The sequence below is a fragment of the Streptomyces sp. NPDC058464 genome (assembly GCF_042721035.1).
Lineage (GTDB): Bacteria > Actinomycetota > Actinomycetes > Streptomycetales > Streptomycetaceae > Streptomyces.
This window is the reverse complement of record NZ_JBHXMA010000020.1, coordinates 127,062-151,375: the sequence shown is the minus strand read 5'-3', so window position 1 is coordinate 151,375 and position 24,314 is coordinate 127,062. Positions and strand designations below refer to the sequence as shown.

Annotated in this window: 24 protein-coding genes; 14 read left to right on the top strand and 10 right to left on the bottom strand. The window is 73.0% G+C overall.

Annotated features, from left to right (window positions below):
• Nucleotides 1-73 precede the first annotated feature (73 nt).
• A complete protein-coding gene (locus tag ACFWPQ_RS25865; RefSeq protein WP_384039221.1) occupies nt 74-2,458 on the top strand; it encodes a SpoIIE family protein phosphatase in 2,385 nt (794 codons plus the stop codon).
• A 74-nt stretch (nt 2,459-2,532) separates the two neighbouring features.
• Here ACFWPQ_RS25865 and helR read toward each other — a convergent pair whose 3' ends face one another.
• The 3 genes from helR to ACFWPQ_RS25850 form a co-directional block, all read right to left on the bottom strand.
• The gene (gene helR / locus ACFWPQ_RS25860) at nt 2,533-4,701 is read right to left on the bottom strand and encodes an RNA polymerase recycling motor ATPase HelR (RefSeq protein ID WP_384039218.1); all 2,169 of its coding nucleotides are present in this window, start codon (nt 4,699-4,701) and stop codon (nt 2,533-2,535) included.
• Between the two features lie 306 nt (nt 4,702-5,007).
• Nucleotides 5,008-6,210, bottom strand: a complete 1,203-nt coding sequence (locus ACFWPQ_RS25855; RefSeq protein ID WP_384039215.1) for a glycosyltransferase — start codon at nt 6,208-6,210, stop codon at nt 5,008-5,010.
• Nucleotides 6,211-6,380: 170 nt separating this feature from the next.
• A complete protein-coding gene (locus ACFWPQ_RS25850) occupies nt 6,381-6,929 on the bottom strand; it encodes an RNA polymerase sigma factor (protein WP_384039212.1) in 549 nt (182 codons plus the stop codon).
• Between the two features lie 46 nt (nt 6,930-6,975).
• Between ACFWPQ_RS25850 and ACFWPQ_RS25845 the strand changes: the two genes are divergently transcribed.
• The 5 genes from ACFWPQ_RS25845 to ACFWPQ_RS25825 all read left to right on the top strand — a co-directional run bounded on the left by ACFWPQ_RS25845 (nt 6,976) and on the right by ACFWPQ_RS25825 (nt 12,514).
• Complete coding sequence (locus ACFWPQ_RS25845) at nt 6,976-8,373, top strand: serine/threonine-protein kinase (RefSeq protein WP_384039210.1); 1,398 nt, start codon at nt 6,976-6,978, stop codon at nt 8,371-8,373.
• Between the two features lie 126 nt (nt 8,374-8,499).
• Nucleotides 8,500-9,210, top strand: coding sequence for a DUF4232 domain-containing protein (locus ACFWPQ_RS25840; protein ID WP_384039207.1), 711 nt, complete (start codon nt 8,500-8,502; stop codon nt 9,208-9,210).
• 191 nt (nt 9,211-9,401) lie between these two features.
• A complete protein-coding gene (locus tag ACFWPQ_RS25835; protein ID WP_384039204.1) occupies nt 9,402-10,658 on the top strand; it encodes a hypothetical protein in 1,257 nt (418 codons plus the stop codon).
• A gap of 69 nt (nt 10,659-10,727) precedes the next feature.
• Nucleotides 10,728-11,987 carry an arsenic transporter gene (locus tag ACFWPQ_RS25830; protein WP_384039374.1) on the top strand — a complete coding sequence of 420 codons (1,260 nt, stop codon included), beginning with the start codon at nt 10,728-10,730 and terminating at the stop codon, nt 11,985-11,987.
• Between the two features lie 38 nt (nt 11,988-12,025).
• Entirely contained in the window at nt 12,026-12,514 is a 489-nt protein-coding gene (locus ACFWPQ_RS25825) for a universal stress protein (RefSeq protein ID WP_384039371.1), read from the top strand.
• 12 nt (nt 12,515-12,526) lie between these two features.
• On the opposite strand, the gene ACFWPQ_RS25820 is transcribed toward ACFWPQ_RS25825, so the two are convergent.
• Nucleotides 12,527-14,371 (bottom strand): RICIN domain-containing protein, encoded by a 1,845-nt coding sequence (locus tag ACFWPQ_RS25820; RefSeq protein WP_384039201.1) that lies wholly within the window; start codon nt 14,369-14,371, stop codon nt 12,527-12,529.
• Nucleotides 14,372-14,989: 618 nt separating this feature from the next.
• On the opposite strand from ACFWPQ_RS25820, the gene ACFWPQ_RS25815 reads away from it, so the two are divergent.
• A complete protein-coding gene (locus ACFWPQ_RS25815; RefSeq protein ID WP_384039198.1) occupies nt 14,990-15,772 on the top strand; it encodes a phytanoyl-CoA dioxygenase family protein in 783 nt (260 codons plus the stop codon).
• A gap of 72 nt (nt 15,773-15,844) precedes the next feature.
• Here ACFWPQ_RS25815 and ACFWPQ_RS25810 read toward each other — a convergent pair whose 3' ends face one another.
• The 3 genes from ACFWPQ_RS25810 to ACFWPQ_RS25800 form a co-directional block, all read right to left on the bottom strand.
• Complete coding sequence (locus tag ACFWPQ_RS25810) at nt 15,845-16,813, bottom strand: aldo/keto reductase (RefSeq protein ID WP_384039195.1); 969 nt, start codon at nt 16,811-16,813, stop codon at nt 15,845-15,847.
• 95 nt (nt 16,814-16,908) lie between these two features.
• Nucleotides 16,909-17,442, bottom strand: coding sequence for a flavoprotein (locus ACFWPQ_RS25805; RefSeq protein ID WP_384039192.1), 534 nt, complete (start codon nt 17,440-17,442; stop codon nt 16,909-16,911).
• A 20-nt stretch (nt 17,443-17,462) separates the two neighbouring features.
• Nucleotides 17,463-17,921 carry a DUF1348 family protein gene (locus tag ACFWPQ_RS25800; RefSeq protein WP_384039189.1) on the bottom strand — a complete coding sequence of 153 codons (459 nt, stop codon included), beginning with the start codon at nt 17,919-17,921 and terminating at the stop codon, nt 17,463-17,465.
• An 88-nt stretch (nt 17,922-18,009) separates the two neighbouring features.
• On the opposite strand from ACFWPQ_RS25800, the gene ACFWPQ_RS25795 reads away from it, so the two are divergent.
• Nucleotides 18,010-18,561 carry a TetR/AcrR family transcriptional regulator gene (locus ACFWPQ_RS25795; protein ID WP_361291702.1) on the top strand — a complete coding sequence of 184 codons (552 nt, stop codon included), beginning with the start codon at nt 18,010-18,012 and terminating at the stop codon, nt 18,559-18,561.
• Nucleotides 18,558-18,791, top strand: a complete 234-nt coding sequence (locus ACFWPQ_RS25790) for a hypothetical protein (RefSeq protein ID WP_384039186.1) — start codon at nt 18,558-18,560, stop codon at nt 18,789-18,791. The genes ACFWPQ_RS25795 and ACFWPQ_RS25790 overlap by 4 nt, the downstream gene beginning before the upstream one ends.
• On the opposite strand, the gene ACFWPQ_RS25785 is transcribed toward ACFWPQ_RS25790, so the two are convergent.
• Nucleotides 18,766-18,966 (bottom strand): ferredoxin, encoded by a 201-nt coding sequence (locus tag ACFWPQ_RS25785; RefSeq protein WP_384039184.1) that lies wholly within the window; start codon nt 18,964-18,966, stop codon nt 18,766-18,768. The genes ACFWPQ_RS25790 and ACFWPQ_RS25785 overlap by 26 nt on opposite strands.
• A gap of 12 nt (nt 18,967-18,978) precedes the next feature.
• Nucleotides 18,979-20,220, bottom strand: coding sequence for a cytochrome P450 (locus tag ACFWPQ_RS25780; protein WP_384039181.1), 1,242 nt, complete (start codon nt 20,218-20,220; stop codon nt 18,979-18,981).
• 18 nt (nt 20,221-20,238) lie between these two features.
• Between ACFWPQ_RS25780 and ACFWPQ_RS25775 the strand changes: the two genes are divergently transcribed.
• The 5 genes from ACFWPQ_RS25775 (at nt 20,239) to ACFWPQ_RS25755 (ending at nt 23,390) form a co-directional block, all read left to right on the top strand.
• Nucleotides 20,239-20,517 (top strand): hypothetical protein, encoded by a 279-nt coding sequence (locus ACFWPQ_RS25775; protein ID WP_384039178.1) that lies wholly within the window; start codon nt 20,239-20,241, stop codon nt 20,515-20,517.
• Nucleotides 20,514-21,146 (top strand): LysE family transporter, encoded by a 633-nt coding sequence (locus tag ACFWPQ_RS25770; RefSeq protein ID WP_361291694.1) that lies wholly within the window; start codon nt 20,514-20,516, stop codon nt 21,144-21,146. The genes ACFWPQ_RS25775 and ACFWPQ_RS25770 overlap by 4 nt, the downstream gene beginning before the upstream one ends.
• A 130-nt stretch (nt 21,147-21,276) precedes the next feature.
• Nucleotides 21,277-21,717, top strand: a complete 441-nt coding sequence (locus tag ACFWPQ_RS25765) for a nitroreductase family deazaflavin-dependent oxidoreductase (protein WP_384039175.1) — start codon at nt 21,277-21,279, stop codon at nt 21,715-21,717.
• A 298-nt stretch (nt 21,718-22,015) separates the two neighbouring features.
• Entirely contained in the window at nt 22,016-23,032 is a 1,017-nt protein-coding gene (locus ACFWPQ_RS25760; RefSeq protein ID WP_384039172.1) for a glutathione S-transferase family protein, read from the top strand.
• 16 nt (nt 23,033-23,048) lie between these two features.
• Nucleotides 23,049-23,390, top strand: a complete 342-nt coding sequence (locus tag ACFWPQ_RS25755; protein WP_384039169.1) for a DUF4235 domain-containing protein — start codon at nt 23,049-23,051, stop codon at nt 23,388-23,390.
• 75 nt (nt 23,391-23,465) lie between these two features.
• Here the strand turns inward: ACFWPQ_RS25755 and ACFWPQ_RS25750 are convergent, their stop codons facing one another.
• The gene (locus tag ACFWPQ_RS25750) at nt 23,466-24,194 is read right to left on the bottom strand and encodes a TetR/AcrR family transcriptional regulator (protein WP_384039166.1); all 729 of its coding nucleotides are present in this window, start codon (nt 24,192-24,194) and stop codon (nt 23,466-23,468) included.
• Nucleotides 24,195-24,314: the final 120 nt, after the last annotated feature.

Here is a 24,314-nt window from a genome sequence, read left to right as displayed (position 1 = left end):
GAGAGTCCGAAGCACTACGCTTAACACGAGTGGTGCACCTGTTGACTGTGAGTGTGCGCTTGGGAGTGGCGAGATGAGCCGGGTCTATCCGTTCGACGATGCGGCGACGGCCCGGGCTGTCATCGGCGAGGACGGCACACTGACCGAGTGGAACGAGGGCGCGCAACGGCTCCTCGGCCACCCGGCGGAGGAGGTCGTGGGCCGGTCCGCGGCGCTGCTGCTCGCCGGGGACGTCGCACCGCGCGCGCCCGTCGGCACCCGTTGGGACGGCACCATCGAACTCCGCCACCGGGACGGCCGTACGGTCCCGGTCTGGCTGCTCGCGCACCACAGCACGGCGCGGGACGAACAGCCCGGCCACTGGCTGGTGGTCTGCCCGCTGGACGGCGGCGGGCCGCGCACCCCGGACGACCCGCTGGCGACGGCCGCGCTGACGCAGTCGCCGTGTGCCATCGCGGTCTACGACGACCAGCTCAGGCTGCGCCGGGTGAACGACGCGATGGCCGAGGTCATCGGGCTGCCCGAGGAGCGGATCCAGGGGCTCAGGGTCACCGAGATCGGCGGCAAGCCGGAGAGCACGGACCTGGAACGGAACATGCTCCGGGTGCTGGCCTCGGGCCGCCCGCTGGACGTGCAGACGTACATGCGCACCGGCGGCGAGGACCGGGCGCACGCCTGGCTGGCCCGGATGGCACCGATCACCGACGCCGGCGGACGCGTCCGGGGCGTGAGCCTGGCCGCCCACGACTTCACCGAGAACTACCTCGCCCGCGAGCGGCTCCAGCTGGTCAACGCGGCGAGCGTGCGCATCGGCAGCACGCTCGACGTCGTCCGTACGGCTCAGGAGCTGGCGGACGTCTGCGTCCCCGCGCTCGCGGACCTGGTCACCGTCGACCTGCTGGACCCGCCGGAGCACGGCGGCGACCTCCCGGCGCGGCTGGCCGCGCCGGTCACCCTGCGCCGCACCGCGCACCAGTCCGTGCTGCCCGGCATCCCCGAGGCGGTCCTCAAACCCGGGCAGACCGAGGTCTACCCGGCCTCCTCGCCGCAGGCCGACTCGCTGACCGCCGGGCACACGATCGTGGTCTCGGTGGCGTCCGGCGCGCTGGACCAGTGGCTGTCCTGGAACAAGGCCCGCGGAGAGCGGGTGCGCGAGTTCGGCGTGCACTCGTCGATGTCGGTGCCCATCCAGGCCCGTGGCACCACCCTGGGGGTCGCGGTGTTCAGGCGGCACCGGCGGCTCGACCCGTTCGGCCCGGACGACGTGCTGCTCGCCGAGGAGATCACGGCCCGGGCCGCCGTCTGCATCGACAACGCCCGCCGGTACTCGCGCGAGCGCGAGACCGCCCTGGCCCTGCAGCGCAGCCTGCTGCCCCGGACGCTGCCCCGCACCGCCGCCCTGCAGGCCGCCTCCCGCTATCTGCCGGCGGCGCGGGCGGGGGTGGGCGGCGACTGGTTCGACGTGATCCCGCTGTCCGGGCTGCGGGTCGCCATGGTCGTCGGGGACGTGGTCGGCCACGGTGTGCAGGCCTCGGCGACCATGGGCCGGCTGCGGACCGCCGTGCGCACCCTGGCCGACATCGACCTGGCCCCCGACGAGCTGCTCACCCATCTCGACGACCTGGTGCTCCGGCTCTCGGCGGAGCAGGGCGGCGAGGGCAGCCCCGGCGAGGTCGGCGCGACCTGCCTGTACGCCGTCTACGACCCGGTGTCCCGGCGCTGCACGCTGGCCCGCGCCGGGCATCCGCAGCCCGTCCTGCTGCGCCCCGGCCACCGCCCCCACCGCCTCGACCTGCCCGCCGGTCCCCCGCTGGGGCTTGGCGGGCTGCCGTTCGAGTCGGCCGAGGTGACGCTGGACGAGGGCACGGTCCTCGCGATGTTCACGGACGGGCTGATCACCTCCCGGCACCGGGACCCGGACACCGGCCGCCGGCTCCTGCACCAGGCGCTGGCGGCGTACAGCGACTCCCTGGACGAGATCTGCGACCGGATCCTGCACGCCCTGCTGCCGCCGGGCGGCGCGGCCGACGACGTGGCCCTGCTGCTGGCCCGCACCCAGGGCCTGCCGCCGTCCCGGGTGGCGTCCTGGGACGTCCCCGCCGACCCCGCCCTGGTCGCGCCGATCCGCAAGCAGGCCGTGGAACAGCTCGACGTGTGGAACCTGAGCATGGCCGCCTTCACGGCGGAGCTGGTGGTCAGCGAGCTGGTCACCAACGCCATCCGCTACGGCGCCCACCCCATCCGGCTCCGCCTGATCCACGACACGACGACCCTGATCTGCGAGGTCTCCGACTCCAGCCACACGGCCCCGCACCTGCGCCGGGCCAAGACCTGGGACGAGGGCGGCCGCGGCCTGCTGCTGGTGGCCCAGCTGACCCAGCGCTGGGGCACCCGACACACCGCGGAGGGCAAGACGATCTGGGCCGAGCTGTCCCTCCTCGAGGACGACATCGCCTAGGGCACGCCTAGGGCCTGTCCTGTCCCGGTCCCGGCCCCGGCCGCCGCCGGCCAGCCCGTCAGCCGGTCAGCCGGTCAGCCCGTCAGAACCACCAGCTGACGGGTCGCGCGGGTCATCGCGACATAGCGGTCCACGCCGCCCTCGACGCCGGTGCCGAAGTCCTCCGGGGCGACGAGGACGACCAGGTCGAACTCAAGGCCCTTCGCCAGCTCGGGGGCGAGCGAGGCGACCCGGGAGGACGGTGCGAAGCGGGGGTCGCCGATGACGCAGGCGACGCCCTCGGCGTGGGCGGCGAGCCAGGTGCCGAGGATCTCGTCCAGCTCCGCCACGGACCCGTGGACCACGGGCAGGCCGCTGCTCCGGATCGAGGTCGGCACGTTGGCGTCCGGAAGCACGGCCCGGATGACCGGTTCGGCCTCCGTCATGATCTCTTCCGGGGTGCGGTAGTTGATGCCGAGCGAGGCCAGGTCGATGCGGTCGAAGCCGACCCGTACCAGGCGTTCCCGCCAGGTCTCCGGGAACCCGTGCCGGGCCTGGGCGCGGTCCCCGACGATGGTGAAACTCCGGGACGGGCAGCGCAGCAGCAGCATCTGCCATTCGGCGTCGGTGAGTTCCTGGGCCTCGTCGACGACGATGTGCGCGAACGGGCCGGCCAGCAGATCCGGGACGGGGGTGGGCAGTTCGGACTCGTCGACCAGGCTGACCTTGGCGTCCTCGCCGCGGAGCATGATCACCAGGCCCTCGCCGTCGTCACCGTCGGCGCCGGAGTCGGCGGCGGCCCCGATCAGGTTGTCGACGACCTGCGCCATGCGCTCGCGCTGGGCCGCGAGGACGGCCTCCTGCCGCCGCATGCGCCGGTCCGCCTCCGGGTCGCCGAGCCGCTGCCGGGCCGCGTCCAGGAGCGGCAGGTCGGACACCGTCCAGGCCTGGGCGTCGGCGCGCTGGAGCCTGCGCACGTCGTCGCGGCCGAGCCAGGGGGCGCACAGCCGCAGGTAGGCGGGGACCGTCCAGAGGTCCCCGACCAGGTCGGTCGCCTCCAGCAGCGGCCAGGCGCGGTCGAGACCGTCGACCAGGTCCCGGTCCCGCCGCAGCGACCTGCCGAACTCCTCGGGCGTGACGTCGTCGCCGGCGTACTTGTCCAGGAGGATGGCGGCCAGTTCCGCCCAGATCTGGTCGCGTGCCTCGTTGTGCGGGGTGCCGGGAGCCGGGGCCCGGAACGCGTCGGCCCAGTCGTCGGCGGTCAGCCGGAGGTCGGCCCAGTCGGTCGTGACCGTCATCCCCGCGGCGGGCGGCTCCTCGTAGAAGCGGACGGCCGTCTCGATCGCCCGGACCATGTCCGCGGACGACTTGAGACGGGCCGCCTCCGGGTCGGCCTCGGCCGTCGCGGCGGCGCCCTCCTCGACGAGGTCCCGCAGGACGCAGGTCTGCACGCCCTCCTCGCCGAGGCTCGGGAGGACGTCGGAGACGTAGTTCAGGTAGGGCCGGTGCGGGCCGACGAACAGCACCCCGCCCCGGCGGTGGCCGAGTCGCGGGTCGGAGTAGAGGAGGTGGGCCGTGCGGTGCAGGGCGACGACCGTCTTGCCGGTGCCCGGGCCGCCGTCGACGACGAGGGCGCCGCGGGAGCCCGCGCGGATGATGGCGTCCTGGTCGGCCTGGATGGTGGCGAGCACGTCGCGCATCCGCTCCGACCGGTCGGCGCCCAGGCTGGCGATGAACGCGGACTGGTCGTCCAGCGCGGCGTGCCCGTCGAGGCCGTCGGCGGTGAACACCTCGTCCCAGTAGTCGCCGATCCGGCCGTCCGTCCAGCGGTACCGGCGGCGGCTGCGCAGCCCCATGGGGTCGGCGTGGGTCGCCGCGAAGAACGGTTCGGCCGCGGGTGACCGCCAGTCGATCAGCAGCCTGCGGCCCGTGCTGTCGGTGAGGCCGAGCCTGCCGATGTACACGGGCTCGGGGTCGTCGGTACCGACCATGCGTCCCAGGCAGAGGTCCAGGCCGAAGCGGCGCAGGGTGCGCAGCCGTCCGGTCAGCCGGTGGACCTCGTTGTCCCGGTCCATCGCGGCCCGGCCGGTGCCGCCCGGTGCCCTGAGCTCGGCGTCGAGGCGGTCGGACAGCTCGGCGATCGACTGTGCGAGGCATTCGGCCACGGCGGCGAGGTGCCGCTCGTCGTCGGCGATCAGGGCGGGGTCGGCCTTGGCGGCGAGCCGTTCGGGCAGGTCGAAGGCGCGGGTGGTCAGGGGGTTCAAGGCATCAGCTCCGTGGGGAGGCCGGGCGGCCGGGGGCGCGTAGGGCAGGGTGTCCGGAAGGGCCGGAAGAGGGGGGACGGATATGAAGGGCGGGGGCGGGGCCGGCGACCGTGATCCCAGAAGAGGGTAGGACCGGGGGGCTGGGACGGCGACCGTCGTCCGGAGCTCATGGCAGGTCGCGGTGCGTGGGAGACTGCCGGGCCGTCGTGGCTGGTCGCGCGGTCCTCCCCCAGCCTTCGGCCGGGGGTACCCCCAGCGCCCCTGAGGGGCGCCACGGTGGCCGTCAGGCGGTACGTCACGCCATGCTCAGGCCTCGTCCAGGAGCAGCCTGGCCGCGGTCGTCGCTCCGTCGGTGCGCATCGCGCCGGCCACGGCGGCCGCACGGATGCGGGTCCCGGGGGTGAGGGCGGCCGCGAGCGCGGCCGACAGGGAGTCGACGGACGGCACCGGGCCGTCGTGGGCCGCGCCGATGCCCAGTTCGGCCACCCGGGCGGCCCAGTGCGGCTGGTCGACGATCTGGGGGACGATCACCTGAGGCGCGCCGGCCAGGGCGGCGGTCGTCGTGGTGCCCGCCCCGCCGTGGTGCACGACGGCCGCCACCCGGCGGAACAGCGCCTGGTGGTTGACCTCGCCGGTCGTGAAGCAGTCGTCCTTGTCGTCGGACGGTGCCAGTTCCGCCCAGCCGTGCCCGACGAGTACCCGACGCCCCTGGGCGCGCACCGCCTCGACGGCCGTCCGGGCGGCGTCCGGCGCGCCGCGCAGCGCCATGCTGCCGAAACCGACGTACACCGGCGGCTCACCGGCGGCCAGGAACGCGGACAGGTCGTCGGGCAGCGGCCGTTCGTCCGGCAGGATCCACGCCCCGGTCTGTACGAGGTCGAGGTCCGTGAGGTCCTGCCACGGGCCCAGGACCGGGTCGGCCGCCAGCCATGCCCGGCCGGTGAGGACATGGTCGCGGACGTTGTCGACGGGCGGCAGGCCGAGCGCCGCCCGGCGGCTGTTGAGGGCCTCGCCGTACAGCGCGTTCACCCGCTCGCCGTCCACCTTCCACAGCGTCCGCAGGTCGGCGTCCGGTGGGGCCGGACGGCCCGGGCGCCCCGCCGGCGGGAAGTACGGGGACGGCATGCCGAACGGATGCGGGCAGGCGAACACGTAGCGGATGCCGAGCTGCTCCGTCACCGACCGGGCGCCGGCCGGCATCAGGCCGCTCGCCACCAGCGCGTCGCACCCCTCGGCCGCCGGGCCGACCGTGTCGAAGTGCGCGGCGACCAGCTCGGGCGCGAGCCTGAAGGCGTCCTCGGGCGACGGGTTCGGCCTGGTCACCAGAGCGCGTACGGACGGTCCGAACGGCACATGCGGGAGTCCCGCGCGGGCCAGCAGCTCCGTGAACTCCACGTCCGGCGGTGCGCACACCCGCACCTCGGCCCCGAGCGAGCGCAGCGCCGCCCCGAGTCCCGCGAGCGGCTCGACGTCCCCGCGCGACCCGTATCCCATCAAAAGCACACGCATGTAGCAGATCCCCCAAATACCGCGGTTCCTGGCTTCGGCCTGCGATTCTGCGGGACGAGGGGGGCCTTGCCGCAAGCCCCCCAGTGCGCTATAAGTTGAGAGTGGCAAGGAGTGGGTGAACTCCTCGCCCTATTTTTTTGCCGGGCGGGAATGCCCGGCGTCCCTTCCCCCTACGGCGCGCTCAGCCAGGGGCGGACCTGCTTGCGTGCCTCGTGCAGCCGGGACTTGAGCGTGCCCAGCGGGATGCCCACCCGCTCGGCGACCTCGGCGTAGTCAAGCTGGCAGATGTCCCGGTAGACGAGCGGCGCGACCAGCTGCGGGTGCTCCCGCTCCAGCCGGTCCAGCGCCTCGAGCAGATCGATCCTGGACCCGGCGATCACACTCGTCGTGCGCGGGTCGACGTGCTCGGTCGGTTCGATGGTCGCCGGCTGCTCCGCCGCCCGCCGCTTCAGGTCCCGGTACTTCTGCCGGGAGCAGTTGGCGACGACCGTGTACAGCCAGGTGCTGAAGCGGCTGCGGCCCTCGAACGTGGAGATCTTCCGGGAGATCTGGAGCAGTACGTCCTGGGCCGCCTCCTCGGCGTCCTCCCGGCACGGCAGGAACCGCCCGCAGCGTCGTACGACGTCGGGCCAGACCGCGGACAGCAGCTGGTTCAGGGCCACCTGGTCGCCGACGGCGGCCCGCCTGGCGAGGTCTTCGGTCAGCGCGGCGTCCGGCACGGGAGGTCCCCCTCGAAGTCGATCTCAGGACAGGCATGATAGTCGTATGCAACCCCTGGAGCGGATCGGCCGCTATCGCCTCGAACGGCGCCTGGGCACCGGTGCCTTCGGGACGGTCTGGCTCGCTTACGACGACCAGCTGGACGCCCCGGTGGCGGTGAAGGTGCTCGCCGACAACTGGTCCCACCGGCTCGACATCCACGACCGCTTCCTGTCCGAGGCACGGCTGCTGCGGCGGGCCGACTCGAAGCGGGTGGTGCAGGTCTACGACATCGGCGAACTCCCGGACGGGCGGCCGTACTTCGTGATGGAGTACGCCGACGCGGGCACCCTCGCCGACCTGCTCGGCGGCGGCCCGCTCCCGGTCCCCGACGCGCTGCGGCTGACCGCGCTGGCGGCGCGCGGCGCGGCGGACCTGCACGGGGCGGGGATCGTGCACCGGGACATCAAGCCGACCAACGTGCTGCTGCGCACCGCGCCGGACGGCACCCGGCGGGTGCTGCTGGCCGACCTGGGACTGGCCAAGAGCCTGGCGCAGGCCTCGGGGCTGACCCTGGCCGCCGGTTCCGCGGGATACCAGCCGCCGGAGCAGGCCCAGCCCGGCGAGGGCATCGACGCCCGCGCCGACGTCTACGCGCTGGGCGCGGTGGGCTACGAACTGGTCACCGGCACGGTGCCGGCGGCGCCCGGGCAGGTCGTCCGGCCGGAGCGGCTGCGGCCGGACCTCGGGGACGACGTGCAGCGGGCGCTGATGCGGGCCCTGGAGCCGGACCGGCAGCGGCGCTGGCCGACGGCGCAGGCCTTCGCGGACGAGCTGGACCGGCTGGCGGCGGCCGCGGCGGCCCGCCGGCCGCGGCGGCTCGACGGCGTCCGCCGGCGGCTCAACGTGGTCACGCTCACCCTGGCCGCGGTCCTGGCGGCCGGCGGCACGGCCCTCGCGGTCACGCTGGCGCAGCGGGACGGGACGACGAGCGCGGAGACGAAGGTCTCCGACTCCACCGGCCGGGTGGTGGCCGAGGTGCCGTCCGGATGGGCGGGCGAGCTGCGCGACTCCGGCTGGAACCCGCAGGCCCTGGGGCTGGCCGCCGGGCACGAGCCGGGTCTGGAGGTCGCCGACGACGTGTCGGAGTGGCAGGACCTGACGGCCGCGGTGAACGGCGTGTTCATCGGGGTGAGCGAGCACGGGGACGTCGCCGCCAAGGTGAACGCCCTGTCCCACACCGGCTGCCACTACGACGGCAGCCGCGCCTTCACCGGCACCGAGTGGAAGGGCCGGGTCCGCAGCTGGAGCGACTGCTCCGGAGCGGGCGGCTCGATCCAGGAGGCGGCCCTCGCCCCGGCCGGCGGGGACAGCCAGCCGCAGGTGTACGTGCAGGTGCGGCAGAAGGGCGCCGGCGACAAGACCGCCACGGACGGCATCCTCCGCTCCCTTCGGGTCACCTGACCCGGTGAGTTTCGGCGTGCCCCCGAACTTTTCCGCCGTTTCTCGCATCGGATGGGAGTGACGGCGCACGGAGCGCCTCGGGCACACCCGGCACGCGTGCCACGACATCCAGGAGTGTTGATCCACATGGCGCACACGTCCCAGTCCTTGCGGCGCGGGGCGGCCCTGCTCGCGAGCACGGTCGCCGCTCTGGGCCTCCTGACCGCCTGCGGCAACGGCGGTCAGGGCAAGTCCCCGGAGTCGGTGTCGGGCACGGCCGCGCCCGCGACCGGTAACGCGTCGAGTGCGGACAGCTCGGGCACCTCCGCCGTCCCGTCCGCCGACGGGTCCTCGCCGGCGTCGCAGACGGGTGCCTCGGCCACGGGCGGCGGTTCGTCGACCGGGGGCACCACGACCGGCACCGCCGCCGCGGCCGGCACCCGCTGCCACACCTCGGAGCTGACCGCCTCGGTGGGCACCGACAATCCGGGGGCCGGTCAGGAGAACTTCCCGATCGTGCTCACCAACAAGTCGGGCCGCACCTGCACCGTGCGCGGCTACCCGGGAGCAGCCTTCGTGAACGCCTCCGGCACCCAGCTCGGCCCCGACCCGCAGCGCGAGTCGGGCACCACGGCCACCACGGTCACCCTCAAGCCGGGCCAGAGCGCCTGGGCGGGGCTGACCTTCTCCAACCCGGAGATCAGCGGCGCCAAGACCGCGACGCCGGCCGCCCTGCTGGTCACCCCGCCGGACGAGAAGGACTCGTTGAAGGTCACCTGGAACAACGGCGCGGTCCCGGTGTCCGGGAACGCCTCCTCGGTGCGCCTGAACGTGTTCAGCGCCGGTACCGGCGTCTGACCACCCCCTGACCGGACCCCGCTGCCCACTCCCCCGGGCAGCGGGGTTCGTCATGTCCGGGCCACGACTGTCACAGGCGTGCAACACGCACGGCCGGCTCCGATCTTTTTCGCCGGACCGCCCATCGAACCCGTCGACCACACAGCAACTGGGCTCCACGAGGGGCCGGGACGACGGAATCGGGGACGGACATGAGCGGCATCTCTCGCAGGCGGGTGCTGACGGCGGGCGCGACGGCGGGGGCCCTGGGCGCGCTCTCCGCCTGCTCGAACGGCAACTGGACGCTGGGCGGCAGCAGTTCGGGCGACGGCGTCAAGGACGGCGGCACCAACGGCGGCGCGCCGGCCAAGCCGCTGAAGCTCATCGGCGACGGCTCCACCGCCGACACCGGCGCACAGCCGCACCAGCCGAAGCCGACCCGGATGGCGACCGGCAGCAAGCCCCCGCAGTTCGTGGTGTTCTCCTGGGACGGCGCGGGCGAGCTCAGCAACAAGCTGTTCTCCCGCTTCCGCAAGGTGGCCGCGGACCACGGCGCGAAGATGACGTTCTTCCTCTCCGGCATCTACACCCTGCCCGAGTCCAAGAAGGACCTCTACCGTCCCCCGCAGCACCAGGTCGGCGCCTCCGCGATCGGCTACCTCTCCGACCGGCACATCCACAACACGCTCCAGCAGGTGCGCGCCGCCTGGCTGGAGGGCCACGAGATCGGCACCCACTTCAACGGGCACTTCTGCGGCTCCGACGGCGTGCGCAACTGGTCCCCCGCCGAGTGGCGCAGCGAGATCGACCAGGCCATGGACTTCGTCACCAAGTGGAAGACGAACACCGGCTTCACCGACCTGGAGCCGCTGCCCTTCGACTACCGCAAGGAGCTGATCGGCGGCCGCACCCCGTGCCTGGAGGGCCAGGCCAACCTGCTGCCCACGGCCGCCGCGCTCGGCTGGAAGTACGACGCCAGCTCCCCCGGCGGCCTGCAGATCTGGCCGACCAAGGTGCAGGGCAACCGCATCTGGGACTTCCCGCTGCAGTCCATACCGTTCTCCGGGCACTCCTTCCAGGTCCTGTCGATGGACTACAACATGATGTACAACCAGTCCGCCGGTAACCCGCTGGGCGACAAGACCCAGTACGACGCCTGGCGCACCCAGGCCCGCGACACCTACGTGGCCGGCTTCGAGCGGGCGTACTCCACCAACCGGGCGCCGTTCTTCATCGGCAACCACTTCGAGCGCTGGAACGGCGGCATCTACATGGACGCCGTCGAGGAGGCGATCGGCAAGATGGCCGAGTACGACGACGTGCGCTTCGTCTCCTTCAAGCAGCTGGTGTCGTGGCTGGAGGCGCAGGACCCGGCGGTGATCCGGAAGCTGCGCACCCTGAACCCGGGGCAGGAGCCGGTGGGCGGCTGGGGAGAGTTCCTGGGCGCGGCGGGTACCCGGACCTCGTAACCGGGTCCGTCTGCCGTCATCTGCTTTCATGGGCGGGCCGTACTTGATCACACCTCCGAGGAACGCGCCCTGAACACCCCGCTCGCCGAGACCCTGTCCGTCCTCCTGCTCGCCGCCGTTCTCGCCTGGGCCGTGATCCGGCCGCGCGGCTGGCCGGAGGCGGTGCTGGCCGTACCGGCGGCGGGGATCGTCGTCGCCACCGGCGCGATCTCCCTCGACCACGCGCGGGCGGAGGCCGAGCAGCTGGGCCCGGTCGTCGGTTTCCTCGCCGCCGTCCTGGTGCTGGCCCACTTCTGCGACGTGGAGGGCCTGTTCCAGGCCTGCGGGGCGTGGATGGCCCGGTGGTCGGGCGGGCGGCCGGTGCGCCTGCTGACCGCGGTGTTCGCGCTGGCGTCGGTGATCACGGCCGTACTCAGCCTGGACGCGACGGTGGTGCTGCTGACGCCGGTGGTGTTCGCGACGGCGGCCCGGTCCGGGGTGCGGGCCAAACCGCACGTCTACGCCTGTACGCACCTGTCCAACACGGCCTCGCTGCTGCTGCCGGTGTCCAATCTGACGAACCTGCTCGCGTTCGCGGCGAGCGGGCTGAGCTTCACCCGGTTCGCGGCGCTGATGGTGCTGCCCTGGCTGGTGGCGATCGGCGCCGAGTACCTGGTGTTCCGCCGGTTCTTCGCCCGTGACCTGTCCTCGGCGGCCCCGGGCTCCGCGGATCCCGGCGAGCCGCCCCGGCTGCCGGTGTTCGCGCTGGTGACGGTGGCCTGCACCCTTGCCGGGTTCGTGCTCACCTCGGCGGTCGGCATCGACCCGGCGTGGGCGGCGTGCGCGGGCGCCCTGGTCCTGGCCGGGCGGGCGCTGCTACGGCGGCAGGCGACCCCGCTCGCTGTGGTGAAGGCGACCGCGCCCGCGTTCCTGGCGTTCGTGCTGGCGCTCGGGATCGTGGTGCGGGCGGTCGTCGACAACGGCCTCGCGGACGCCCTCGGCCATGTGCTGCCGGACGGGACCGGTCTCCCGGCACTGCTCGGCATCGCCGCACTGGCCGCCGTCCTGGCGAACGTCGTGAACAACCTGCCGGCGGTGCTGGTGCTGCTGCCGCTGGCCGCGCCGGCCGGGCCGGGCGCGGTGCTGGCGGTGCTGCTCGGGGTGAACATCGGACCGAACCTCACCTACGCCGGGTCGCTCGCGACGCTGCTGTGGCGCAGGATCGTGCACCAGCACGACCACGGGGTGGACCTCGGGGAGTTCACCCGGCTGGGGCTGCTCGCGGTGCCGGCCGCGCTGTGCGGTGCGGTGGTGGCACTGTGGGGGGCGCTCCAGGTGGTCGGGACCTAGTCGGAATGCGGTGGCGATCTGGACGGGAGGCCATGGACATGCGGGTGATCGTCTGGCTGGTCGAGGGGACCTGGCCCGCCTGTGTGGACGCGGCGCGCCACTACGCGCGGGACGCGTCCGAGGTGGTGCTGCTGCACGTGGCCGAGCCGGGGGTGGCCGGGCTCGCGCACGGCGCCTTCTCGGGGCTGCTGGGCCGGGCCGGGTCGGAACCGGACCCGGAGCGGCGGCTGGTGGAGCTCGGCGGGGCGTCGGGGGCGGAGTTGCTGGCGGCGGCCGAGGCCCGGCTGGGGCGGCCGTGCACCCGGCTGGAGCGGGTCGGCCGGGTCGAACGGGAGGTGGTGGCCGCCGCCGGCGACGCCGGCCTGCTGGTCCTGGCCCGGGACGGCGACCGGTCCCGGCTCGGGCCGCACAGCCTGGGCAAGGCCGCGCGGTTCGTCGTCGACCACGCGCCCTGCCCGGTGCTGCTGGTGTGGCCGGAGGGTGCGCCGGACCTGACGACGATGCCGCCTGCGCCGCCGCACCCCTGAGCCCGCGCGGGCTCAGTGCCCGTGGTGGCCCCCGCCGCCGTAGCCGCCGTCGTAACCGCCGCCGTAGCCACCGCCGCCGTACTGGCCGTCCCCCGGGCCGTAGCAGTAGCCCGGGTACTCGACGCACGGGTCGTAGCTGGGGGCGCTCGACGGCGTCGGCTGCGCGGTCGTCTTCGACGCCGACGGGGTGGGCGTCGGCGTGGGCTTCGCGGACTTGGTGGTCGGGGTGGCGGCCGCGGTCGGCGTCGGGGTGGTGTCGGCGTCCCAGTTGACGATCTGCATCTGCAGGTCGGGCTGGGAGGTGTCCATCACCCAGCGCTGCGAGCTGACGTTCGCCCGGGTCTTGACCACGAGGGCACCGCCGCCGTCGGTGGCGGCGGGTGCGAGCGCCAGGTCCTGGTCCCAACGGGGCACCAGCGCGCCCTGGAGGGTGAAGTCGTAGTGGACGCTCTTGCCGGCCTTGGACCCCGTCGTGGCCGTGCACGGGGCGAGCTGCACGGAGTAGCCCAGGTGCGAGTCGAGGCACAGGTCGGGTGCGGCGGCGTTGCGCAGCAGTCCGTCGCCCTCGTACGTCCACTGCTGGCTGGCGACCGAGGAGCACTCGGCGAGCTCGGTCTCGGCGCCCTTGACGGCCTTCTTGCCGACCACGCCGATACAGAGGCCGGAGGCGATGTTGTGCAGCCGGCCGCGCAGGGTGCCCTGCGTGGTCCGGCTGGTGCCGATCCAGGACGGGCCCGAGGTGGCTTTGCCGGCCGTCGTGGCGGACGGCTTGGCGCCGGCCGAGGTGCCGCCGTCGCCGGAGCCGAGCACCGACCAAAGCACCAGCGGTATCACGACCAGACCGCTCACGGTGGCCACGGCCACGGTGAGGTTGCGGCGCCGTACCCGGCGGGCGGCCCGCTGCTGGGCGCGGCGGGAGGCGACGGGGTGCACGACCACGTCCTTGCCCGGGGCGGCCGGCGGCACGAACGCCTCGCCGCCCGTGAAACCCGCGATGGGCGCGGCCGCGGGCTCGGCCAGCTGCTCGGCCGGGCCGGCGGCACGGGACTCCATGTAGGCGCGGGCGCCCCAGCCGAGCACGGCCTCGGCGAGGGCGATGCCGAGTCCGCCGTTGAACTGCTGGAGCTGGTCGGCGGTGTACCGGCAGTGCTTGCAGCCGTTCAGGTGCTGCTGGAGGTCCCGGTCGATGTCGACCCCGCCGCGCCGGAAGGTCACGTCGATCATCCGGACGTAGCGCTGGCACTCGTCCTCGTGGGCGAGTTCGCGGTGCACCTGGAGGCACTCCTCGCGCATCCGCTCACGGGCCCGGCGCAGTTCGACACGCGCGTCCTGCTCGTCCAGGCCCAGCAGTGCGGCGGGGGCCGCCAGGGGCTCCGACTCGACCTCGGTGTGCCACAGGGCGGTCCGCGAGGACGGGGTCAGCCGCTGGAAGGCGCGGGAGAGCAGCCGCCGGTTCGCGGGCGGGAGCAGCCGGGAGGCGGCCCGCTCGCCCTTGCCGACGCGCAGCTGGGGGTGGAGCAGTTCGCCGCGGCCGTCGTTGTCCCATTCCGCGGCGATACGGCGGACGGTGACAAGGAGCTGGGGGCGCCAGGCGGCGGTGGGACCGGCCTGGCGGAGGGATTCACCGAAGAGTCTGGTGAATGCGGCGGTGGTGAGCATTCCCGCGCCGCGCGTCCCGTCGGTGCACAGACGGGCGTAGGCGAAGGCCGCTTCCCAGTGCCGGTCGAGAAGTTCTCCGACGGGGTGCAGGGCGGGGGCGGTGCCGGTCCACTGCTTGAGCTCGGCGCTGAGCTGCTCGTCGGTGACGTCGAACGGCCGGGCGGGGGTAGGGGAATTCCCCAGGCCTGCGTCATTCACGGCGGCATTTCCTTCCAGACGCAACGCGGGAATCGGCCCATACCGACTGGTATGCGACCGGTATGCGACCCGGCCGACACCGAGGCCGGATGGGCTTGTTGGGGGGTTCGGCACGCGAACGTCCGCCGTCGGCAGCTCTTTTGAAGCGTGGGGGGCGTACGGGAGCGGCCTCGCGCATGCGGTGGTGAAAATAATTGTCCGCATGCCGACACGGCACACCTTTGCACAGGCCAGCAGGGCAGAACAAGGGATCTCGGGGTTTTGCGCATTGCCCGGAGGTTGCGGTAATTTGACGAAACGTCAATGAGGGAGTCCGCGCGATGTCGCTGTATCGACATCGCAATTGGCGCGGGGATTCGGGGCCGACCGCCCCGGTATCGACAGAAACCATTGAACCACGGCCCGACCTGCACAGGCGGCCCGGCCGCCGGCTCCCGTGAAACCAATAGCCGCAGACATTAGAGACGCCCACCGGAGCGGTGGCCGGCGGGCGGGACACCGTGCTTTTCTCGGAGAACCCGGTTGAAGTGGAACGGGCAGGGAATTCCGGACGCGACGGCGAACGCGCGGACCGGGTGAGCGTGCCAGGTCCAGGACACCGGACCGAGGAGGGCGGGCATGACGGCCACGGGCATCGACAGCACCAACCTGCGGCAGTTCGAGGAGGACGGCTTCACCGTCGTACGGGGCCTGTTCGGGCACGACGAGATCGACGGGCTGTGCGCGGAGTTCGCGGCGCTGCACGCGGCGGGGCGGGTGGTGCCGGGGCACTTCGAGCCGAAGCCGACGGCGGATCCGCTGCACCGGTATCCCCGGGTAATGCAGCCCCACGAGATCAGCGCGCTCGCGCTGCGGTTCCTGCTGGACCCGCGGCTTCGGGTGATCCTGGAGGCGCTGTTCGGGGAGGAGGTGCTGGCCGCGCAGAGCATGTTCTACTTCAAGCCGCCGGGGGCCCGGGGGCAGGCGCTGCATCAGGACAACTTCTATCTGCGGGTCGAGCCGGGGACCTGCGTCGCGGCGTGGGTGGCCTGTGAGGCGATCGACCGGGAGAACGGCGGCCTGGAGGTGGTGCCCGGGACGCATCGGATGGATCTGTTCTGCCCGGAGGAGTCGGATGCGGAGCTGTCGTTCGCGCGGGAGTACGTGGCACCGCCGGAGGGGCTCGCGGCGGTGCCGGTCGATATGGGGCCGGGGGACGTGCTGTTCTTCAACGGGAGCCTGGTGCACGGGTCCCGTCCGAACCGCTCCGGCGGGCGGTTCCGGCGATCGTTCATCGGCCACTACGTGGGGCGGTCGGCGGAGCGGATCGGTGCGTATTACCGGACGTTGTCCATGGGTGGGGAACCTGCTCCCTTGCTGAAGAGCGAAGGGGGTGGTCCGTGCGGTACGGAGCGGCCGTGATTCGACTGCGGGTGCGTGGGGGCTTGTCGCGCAGTTCCCCGCGCCCCTAAAAGCCAGAGGCTGACGCGCGCCTCAGTGGCCGGAGATCGGATGGGGGCCGTAGGGCTGCTGTAGCTCTTCCAACTCCTTGTCGCTGAGCTCCAGTTCGACGGCCGCCACCGCATCTTCGATGTGGTTGGGCTTCGACGCTCCGATGATCGGGGCCGTCACCGCGTTCTGGTGGAGGAGCCAGGACAGGGCCACCTGGGCGCGCGGGACGCCACGGTCGTCGGCGATGCGGGTGACCGCCTCGACGATCGCGCGGTCGCCCTCCTGGTAGAGGCGGTTGCCGAAGTTGTCGTTGGCGCTGCGCTCGGTGACCGTGCCCCAGTCGCGGGTGAGACGGCCCCGGGCCAGCGGGCTCCACGGCAGCACGCCCACGCCCTGGTCGGCGCAGAGCGGCAGCATCTCGCGCTCCTCCTCGCGGTAGAGGAGGTTGTAGTGGTTCTGCATGGAAACGAACTTCGTCCAGCCGTTCCGCTCGGCCGTGTACTGAGCCTTGGAGAACTCCCAGGCGTACATCGAACTCGCCCCGATGTAGCGGGCCTTGCCCGCCTTGACGACGTCGTGCAGCGCCTCCATCGTCTCCTCGATCGGAGTGGCGTGATCGTAGCGGTGGATCTGGTAGAGGTCGACGTGGTCGGTGCCGAGTCGGCCGAGGCTGTGGTCGATCTCGGAGAGGATCGCCTTGCGGGACAGACCGCCGCCGTTGGGGCCGGGGCGCATCCGGCCGTGCACCTTGGTGGCGAGGACGATCTCGTCGCGCCGGGCGAAGTCGCGCAGCGCCTTGCCGACGATCTCCTCGCTGGTGCCGTCCGAGTAGACGTTGGCGGTGTCGAAGAAGTTGATGCCGGCCTCGAGCGCCTGCCGGATCAGCGGGCGGGACGCCTCCTCGTCGAGGGTCCACTCGTGGGTGCCGCGGTCGGGCAGGCCGTAGGTCATGCAGCCCAGGCAGATCCTGGACACGTCCAGACCGGTGCGGCCGAGCTTCACGTACTCCATCGTTGTCTCCCACCGTCGAGATCACGTCGTACAGAGGCGAGCGTACGTCGGGCGTCCGCCCGGCCTCCTGTCGTGGCGGTGGTTATCGGACGCCGTCAGGGCCGCTCCAGCAGGTCCAGCGCGCGTTCCCAGGCGAACTCGGGGCGGGGGCCGTCCGCTTCGGCCGCACCGGCGTAGGGGTCGCCGAAGCGGACGCCGAGCGCGCGCAGCCGGGTCAGGCTCTCCTGGTAGGCGGGGTGGGCGGCCAGCGCGCCGGCGACGCAGGGCAGGACGGCGATCGGGACGCCGAGCCCCAGGGCCTCGCAGAGGGTGCCGACGGCCAGGGTGTCGGCGAGCCCGGCGGCCCACTTGTTGACGGTGTTGAAGGTGGCGGGGGCGACCACGACGGCGTCCGGCGCGGGGAAGGGGCGCGGGTCGGAGGGCCGGCGCCAGGCCGACCGGATCGGGCGTCCGGTGCGCGCCTCGGCGTCGGCCGTGTCGAAGAAGCCGTTCATGGCGACGGGCGTGGCGATGACCCCGACCTCCCAGCCGCGCTCCTGGGCCGCGGTGATGAGCCTGCCGACGTCCGCGGCGATGCCTGCGGCACAGACGACCAGGTAGAGGAAGGGCTTGCGGGGCTCATCGGTCATCCGGGAACCCTATGCGGGCGCTACCGGAGCGGGAAGGACAGGCCTCGCTCGGACTCCGGGCGCGGACCGTGGATGCGGCGCTCGTGCTCCTCGATCGGCACGTCGTTGATGCTGGCCTCGCGCCGGGTCATGAGTCCGTGCCCGTCGAACTCCCACAGCTCGTTGCCGTACGACCGCCACCACCGGCCGTCCGCGTCGTGGCACTCGTACTGGAAGCGGACGGCGATCCGGTTGCCGTCGAAGGCCCACAGGTCCTTGCGGAGCGCGTAGTCGAGTTCCCGGGCCCACTTGGCGGCGAGGAGCTCGACGATGGCGGCGCGGCCGGTGACGAAGGTGTCGCGGTTGCGCCAGACCGAGTCCTCGGAGTAGGCGAGCGCCACCCGTTCGGGATCGCGGGTGTTCCAGGCGTCCTCGGCGGCCTGGACCTTCTGGACGGCGGTCTCCCGGGTGAAGGGGGGCAGGGGCGGACGGTCGGCCATGGTCTCCTCCTCGATTCAGGGAGAACGCGCGTTCTCCCGGTCGCTGCTACCGTAGGAGAACGCACGTTCTCTCGTCAAGGAGTGGCCCATGGACAGCGCGGTCGCGCGTGAACAGGCTCTGGACGCCGCCGAGCGGCTGTTCTACGGGCGCGGGGTGCAGTCCGTCGGCATGGACGACATACGCGGCGCCTCCGGCGTCTCCCTCAAGCGGCTCTACCAACTCTTCCCCGCGAAGGAGGAGCTCGTCGCGGCCTATCTGGAGCGGCGGGACGTGCGCTGGCGGCAGCGGCTCGCCGAGCACGTCCGGCGGCACGAGGACCCGCGGGAACGGCTGCTCGCGGTCTTCGACTGGCTGGAGGGGTGGTTCGGGGAGGCGGACTTCCGGGGGTGCGCCTGGATCAACGCGTACGGCGAGCTCGGTGCCACCTCCCCGCGGGTGGTGGACCGGGTACGGGGTCACAAGCAGGCCTTCCGGGACTACCTCGCCGAGCTGGTGGCCGACGCCGGCCTGGACGCCGCGCTCACCGGGCCGCTCTTCCTGCTCGCCGAGGGGGCGATGGTCACCGCGGGCATCACCGGGAGCACGGAGGCCGCGGCGGAGGCCCGCGCGGCGGCCCGGGTGCTGTTGCGCGCCGGGTGAGGTCAGCCGACGGCGGCGAGCCGCGCGAGCCTTTCGCGGGCCTCGGCGAGGGCGGCCGCGGCCTCCTCCTCCCGCCCGGCCAGGAAGGGCAGCACGTCGACGCGGGTCAGCTCGGCGGCGACCGGGTGGCGGCCTACGAGGTGGTCGCCGACCCGGCACGACTGCGCGGGCTGGAACTGGCGGTGCTCGACGTGCCGGTGGCCGCTAGCCCGTCGGTTCCTTCACCGTGATGGCGTGCACCGGGCAGGCCCGGGCCGCCTCCTTGACCAGCGGGTCGCCGCCGCCGTCTTCCATGCCGGGGAGCAGGGTGCTGAAGCCGTCGTCGTCCTGGGTGAAGACGTTCGGGGCGGTCAGGGCGCACTGGCCGGCGCCGATGCAGACGTCCTGGTCGATCTCGATGTGCATGGCAGGAGCCTCTTACCAGGTCACGGGGAGTTCCAGCATCCCCTGGATCGTGTCGCCGGGTTTGAAGGGGATCTCCTCCGGCGGTGCGGCGAGCCGCAGGTCCGGGAGCCGCTCCCACAGGGTGCGCAGGGCGATCTCCAGCTCGGTGCGGGCCAGGTTCTGGCCCAGGCACTGGTGGATGCCGAAACCGAAGGCCACGTGGTGGCGGGCCGGGCGGTTCCAGTCGAGGGTGTCGGGGTCGTCGTACACGGACTCGTCGCGGTTGATGACGGAGGTCGCGAAGAGCACGCCGTCGCCCTTGCGGATGGTGGTGCCGTCCACCTCGATGTCCTCCAGGGCGACGCGCAGCAGCCCGTCGGCGATGGACAGCATCCGCATGAGTTCCTCGACGGCGGCGGGCACCAGCGCGGGGTCGGCGCGCAGTTCGGCGAGCCGCTCGGGCTGCTGGAGCAGGGTGAAGGTGCCGAGCGAGATCATGTTGGCGGTGGTCTCGTGCCCGGCGACCAGCAGGATGAGGGCGAGCGAGACGACCTCGGCACGGTCGAGGGCGCCGTCGCGCAGTCGTTGGTGGACGAGGTCGTCGAGGACGCCGTCGCCGGGGGCCGCGTCCCGGCTCTTCAGGTCGGCCAGGTCGCCCAGGTAGGCCTCCAGCTTCTCCCGCGCGTCCAGGGAGTCGGCGGGCTCCGGACCGCGCAGCAGCCGCCGGGACTGCGCCTCGAAGAACTCGTGGTCCGCGTAGGGCACGCCCAGCAGGTCACAGATGACCATGGACGGCACGGGCAGGGCGAAGGAGCTCACCAGGTCGGCGGGCGGTCCCTCGGCGATCATCTTGTCCAGCAGCTCGTCGACGATGCGCTGGATGGCGGGCCGCATCCCGGTCGCCCGTTTGAGGGTGAAGTCCGGGATCAGCATGCGGCGCTGGGTCTGGTGCTCGGGATCGTCGAGGCCGAGCAGGGCGACCTGGCGGCGCTCCCGGGCCACCGCGAACCGGGCGTTCGGCATCGGGAAGTCCTCCCGCCGGCGGTCGCTGGAGAGCCGGGGGTCGGAGAGCAGCGCGCGGGCCGCGCCGTGGCCGGTCACCGCCCAGGCGGTGCGGCCGTCGTAGAGACGGATGCGGGCCAGCGGGTTTCCGTCCCGCAGCGGGTCGTAGCCGGTGGGTGGGTGGTAGGGGCACGTGCGGTCCTGCGGCCAGGCCACAGGTTCGGCCGGGTGGGCAGGATCGATGGGTTCCGTCACGCCCGTCAGTTCGTTCATGGAAGACCTCGCAGACGAATGTCGTACGTCGTGCCGATCTTCATTAGATGCCCGGGGCACCCATGGGACGACCGCAAGTTCAGCCAGATCGGTGAATCGGGTGATCTGGCCGAACCGCACGCGGTCGGGGGACGGTTCCGCGCCGAAATTCGCTTGCCGGTGCGGCGACGCGGGCCCCAGGATCTGCGCATGAACACTCCTGACGCCGTTGTGCCGCTGACCACCGCGACCGTCCGTCGGGTGCGGGTCCAGCAGCAGCCCGGGCGTCCCTGGAGGCCCGAGCCCGCACGCGCGTGACGGCCGCGCTCGTCGCCGGCCTGCTTGCCGGGTACGGGATCGCCGTCCCGGTCGGTGCGGTCGGCACATATCTAGTGTCCCTCACGGCTCGCACGTCACTGCGGACCGGCGCCTGCGCCGCGCTCGGCGTCGCGAGCGCCGACGGCCTGTACGCCCTGCTCGCCGCGGTCGGCGGGGCCGCGCTGGCGGCGGCGCTGCTGCCGGTGCTCGGGCCGCTGCGGCTGGTGTCGGCGCTGGTGCTGGTGGGGCTCGCCGTGCGCGGTGCGACGGTCGCGCTGCGCCAGTTCCGGGAGCGGCGGCTCACGACCAGGGAGGAGCGGCCGGTACCCGGCCCCGGGCGGGCGTATCTCGGCCTCCTCGGGATCACGCTGCTCAACCCGACGACGGTGATCTACTTCGCGGCCCTGGTGGTCGGCACGCGGTCCGCCGATCCGGTACGGCCGCTGGAGCAGGGCGTCTTCGTCCTCGCGGCCTTCGCCGCCTCGGCGAGCTGGCAGCTGCTGCTGGCGGGCGGCGGCGCGCTCCTCGGCCGGGGCCTGACCGGCCACCGGGGCCGCCTGGTCACGGCGCTGCTGTCGAGCTGCGTGATGCTGGGGCTGGCGGCCCGGATGGCGCTGTCACCGGGCTGACCGCCCGTGCGCCCGGGGCTCGGGACACGGGCGTGATCGCGTCACGGGGGCGGTGTCGTATGGATGATCCGGGGCACTCCCGGTGTTGAATCATGCCGTCAGTCATGGAAGCGAAGAGGGGACGGACCTCATGCCTCTTGAGGGCGAGTACGAGCCCAGCCCGGCCGCATGGGTGCGCGAGCAGGTCGAGCTGTACGAGAGCTCGGGCGGGAAGGAGGGCACCACCCTGATGGACACCGGGCTGCCCGTCATCCTGCTCACCACCCTGGGGGTGAAGAGCGGGAAGATCCGCAAGACTCCGCTGATGCGGGTGGAGCACGACGGGAAGTACGCCTTGGTCGCCTCCCAGGGCGGTGCGCCCAAGCATCCGGTCTGGTATTTCAACGTCAAGTCGCACCCGCTCGTCGAGCTCCAGGACGGGCCGGTCAAGCAGGACATGGCCGCCCGCGAGGTCACCGGTGCGGAGAAGGCCGAGTGGTGGGAGCGGGCCGTCGCGGCGTACCCGCCGTACGCCGACTACCAGAAGAAGACCAGCCGGGAGATCCCGGTGTTCGTACTGGAGGCGCAGTAACGGGGAACTGACGATTCCGGGAATCCATTCCGGCCGGGGACCGTCGGAATTTAGAAAAATCTGTTTCCGGAGGGCATGAACCGGCTTCGGGCCGGGCAGCCGGATAACAGGCCCCGCCGCGTTCCCCCGTCGCGGCGGGGCTTTCATGTGCCTTCGCCTGCCTCCTGCCGCCCGAGCGCCACGAACCCCCCGTTCGCGCCGACAGGGGCCGATCACTCCGTGCGAGAAGCGGAAATGCGGGAACGCATTCCGCAGAGCCCCCGGTCGACCGCGGGCGGCTCCCGAGCAAGGAGGACGCATGAGCGGCGGCGACGGCAACAGCGAGCTGGGACACAAGGCGTTCAGCCGGTCCCCCAGCCACTTCACGGACCGGATCACCGCGGACGGGCGGGACGGCTGGCCGGTGGCGGCCGGACGCTACCGGCTGGTGGTCAGCCGCGCCTGCCCGTGGGCGAGCCGGGCGGTGATCTCCCGGCGGCTGCTCGGCCTGGAGGACGCCCTGTCGCTCGCCGTCACCGACCCGATCCAGGACGACCGCAGCTGGCGCTTCACCCTCGACCCCGACGGCCGTGACCCGGTACTCGGCATCCGGTACCTGAGCGAGGCCTACGACCGCCGGGAGACCTACTACCCGGGCGGGGTGAGCGTGCCCGCCGTCGTGGACGTGCCGAGCGGGCGGCTGGTCACCAACGACTACCAGCGGCTGACCCTGGACCTGGCCACCGAGTGGACGGCACTGCACCGGGACGGCGCGCCGGAGCTCTACCCGGCGCGGCACCGGGACGAGATCGACACGGTCATGGCGCAGGTGTACGAGGACGTCAACAACGGGGTGTACCGGGCCGGGTTCGCCCACGGGCAGGAGAAGTACGAGGAGGCGTGCGCGGGGGTGTTCCGGCGGCTGGAGCTGCTCGCCGGGCGGCTGGCCGGGCAGCGCTACCTGGTCGGGGACACCCTCACGGAGGCCGACATCCGGCTGTTCACCACGCTGGTGCGGTTCGACGCCGTCTACCACGGCCACTTCAAGTGCAACCGCTTCAAGCTCACCGAGAACCCGGTGCTGTGGGCCTACGCGAGGGACCTCTACCAGACGCCGGGATTCGGTGACACCGTCGACTTCGACCACATCAAGCGGCACTACTACCAGGTCCACACCGGGATCAACCCGACCCGTATCGTGCCCCTCGGCCCGGATCTCGCCGGGTGGCTGACGCCCCATCACCGGGAGGAGCTCGGTGGCCGGCCCTTCGGGGACGGGACGCCGCCCGGCCCGGTGCCGGCGGACGAGGAGGTCGCGGTCGCGGGGCGGCCCTGAGAACGCGGAGGCAGGCATGGCCAAGCGCAGGAAGAAGCTGAAACTCCCGCTCGTCTACGCACCCGTCGGCCTGGTGCTGAGCTGGGCCGGCGGGGCGCTGGGCGCACTGGCCTTCCGCCGGACCTGGCTGGCGCTGCGCGGTGAGGAGGACGCTCCGGACGCCCTGGACCGGGACCGCGGCTGGGGCGAGGTGCTGCTGGCCGCGGCGGTCCAGGGCGCGGTCTTCGCGGTGGTGCGCAGCGCCGTGGACCGCACCGGCGCGACGGCCATAGAGCGCTCCACCGGGGTGTGGCCGACGGCCGGCAAGGGCGGCCGGGACCAGGTGGGCCCAACGGGGGCGGGGCCCGACGCGGCGTGACGGAGCGCCCGGCCGGGCCGGTGTGACCGCGCTCCTCGTACGGCCCGGCCGGGCGCCTCTCTCCGGTCGGCGGATTCAGCCGCCCGCCGGGCGCTTCCCGGCGCGCAGCTGCGCGAGCCGGGCCTCGGCCGCTGTCAGCAGCAGGTCGAGCGCGGCGGGGTAGGAGCTGTCCCGCATCGAGGCCACGAGATGGCGGGCGGTGGCCGCGATGTTCGGGTGGCTGGTGGCGGGCAGCCGCGCGTAGGTGGCCCGCCACACGTCCGCCTCCGCGTCCCGGGCGGCCTTGGGCAGGGCGGTGTTGGCGGAGTCGAGGGCGCCGTACGCCAGGGCCTGGTCGACGAAGGCGTGGTAGACGCGGACCGCCTCGGGATCCGGGAAACCGGCGTTCCGCAGCACCCCGAGGATGGTCTCGACGGCCTGGATCTCGTACGTCCGCCCGGTCACCCGGTGCGCGCTGAGCACCGCCGCCCGGGGGTGGGCGAGGGCGCCGGCGTGCATGCGCAGGCCGAGGTCGCGCAGGTCGGCGCGCCAGTCGCCGGTGGGCCGCCAGATCCGCAGGGTACGGCCGATCAGCTCGTCGGCGATGGCGAGCATCAGGTCGTCGGTGTGCCGGAAGTAGCGGTACAGGGAGCTGGGGTCGGCGCCCAGCGCACGGCCGAGGCGGCGCACGGACAGGGCGTCTGCGCCGTGCTCCTCGATCAGCCGCATCGCGGTCCCGACGATCAGCTCCTCGGAGAGGACCACGCCCTGTCTGGTGGGTCGCCGGCGCTGCCGGGCGGCGGCCGGTACGACGCGTTCGCTCACGGAACCTCCCTCACGGTGTGCCGGGCTGTGCCGGGCACCTTATGACAACACCGTTGACCTGTGAAGGGCACCGGCAGTTTCATGTCCCGTCACCGGGGCCGACCAGTCCGGCCCCCAGGT

Coding starts and splice junctions, on each gene's coding strand:
- ACFWPQ_RS25865 (WP_384039221.1), top strand. CDS start 74: ATGAGCCGGGTCTATCCGTTCGACGATGCGGCGACGGCCCGGGCTGTC.
- ACFWPQ_RS25855 (WP_384039215.1), bottom strand. CDS start 6,210: ATGCGTGTGCTTTTGATGGGATACGGGTCGCGCGGGGACGTCGAGCCG.
- ACFWPQ_RS25845 (WP_384039210.1), top strand. CDS start 6,976: ATGCAACCCCTGGAGCGGATCGGCCGCTATCGCCTCGAACGGCGCCTG.
- ACFWPQ_RS25840 (WP_384039207.1), top strand. CDS start 8,500: ATGGCGCACACGTCCCAGTCCTTGCGGCGCGGGGCGGCCCTGCTCGCG.
- ACFWPQ_RS25835 (WP_384039204.1), top strand. CDS start 9,402: ATGAGCGGCATCTCTCGCAGGCGGGTGCTGACGGCGGGCGCGACGGCG.
- ACFWPQ_RS25825 (WP_384039371.1), top strand. CDS start 12,026: ATGCGGGTGATCGTCTGGCTGGTCGAGGGGACCTGGCCCGCCTGTGTG.
- ACFWPQ_RS25815 (WP_384039198.1), top strand. CDS start 14,990: ATGACGGCCACGGGCATCGACAGCACCAACCTGCGGCAGTTCGAGGAG.
- ACFWPQ_RS25810 (WP_384039195.1), bottom strand. CDS start 16,813: ATGGAGTACGTGAAGCTCGGCCGCACCGGTCTGGACGTGTCCAGGATC.
- ACFWPQ_RS25805 (WP_384039192.1), bottom strand. CDS start 17,442: ATGACCGATGAGCCCCGCAAGCCCTTCCTCTACCTGGTCGTCTGTGCC.
- ACFWPQ_RS25800 (WP_384039189.1), bottom strand. CDS start 17,921: ATGGCCGACCGTCCGCCCCTGCCCCCCTTCACCCGGGAGACCGCCGTC.
- ACFWPQ_RS25795 (WP_361291702.1), top strand. CDS start 18,010: ATGGACAGCGCGGTCGCGCGTGAACAGGCTCTGGACGCCGCCGAGCGG.
- ACFWPQ_RS25785 (WP_384039184.1), bottom strand. CDS start 18,966: ATGCACATCGAGATCGACCAGGACGTCTGCATCGGCGCCGGCCAGTGC.
- ACFWPQ_RS25780 (WP_384039181.1), bottom strand. CDS start 20,220: ATGAACGAACTGACGGGCGTGACGGAACCCATCGATCCTGCCCACCCG.
- ACFWPQ_RS25775 (WP_384039178.1), top strand. CDS start 20,239: ATGTCGTACGTCGTGCCGATCTTCATTAGATGCCCGGGGCACCCATGG.
- ACFWPQ_RS25765 (WP_384039175.1), top strand. CDS start 21,277: ATGCCTCTTGAGGGCGAGTACGAGCCCAGCCCGGCCGCATGGGTGCGC.
- ACFWPQ_RS25760 (WP_384039172.1), top strand. CDS start 22,016: ATGAGCGGCGGCGACGGCAACAGCGAGCTGGGACACAAGGCGTTCAGC.
- ACFWPQ_RS25755 (WP_384039169.1), top strand. CDS start 23,049: ATGGCCAAGCGCAGGAAGAAGCTGAAACTCCCGCTCGTCTACGCACCC.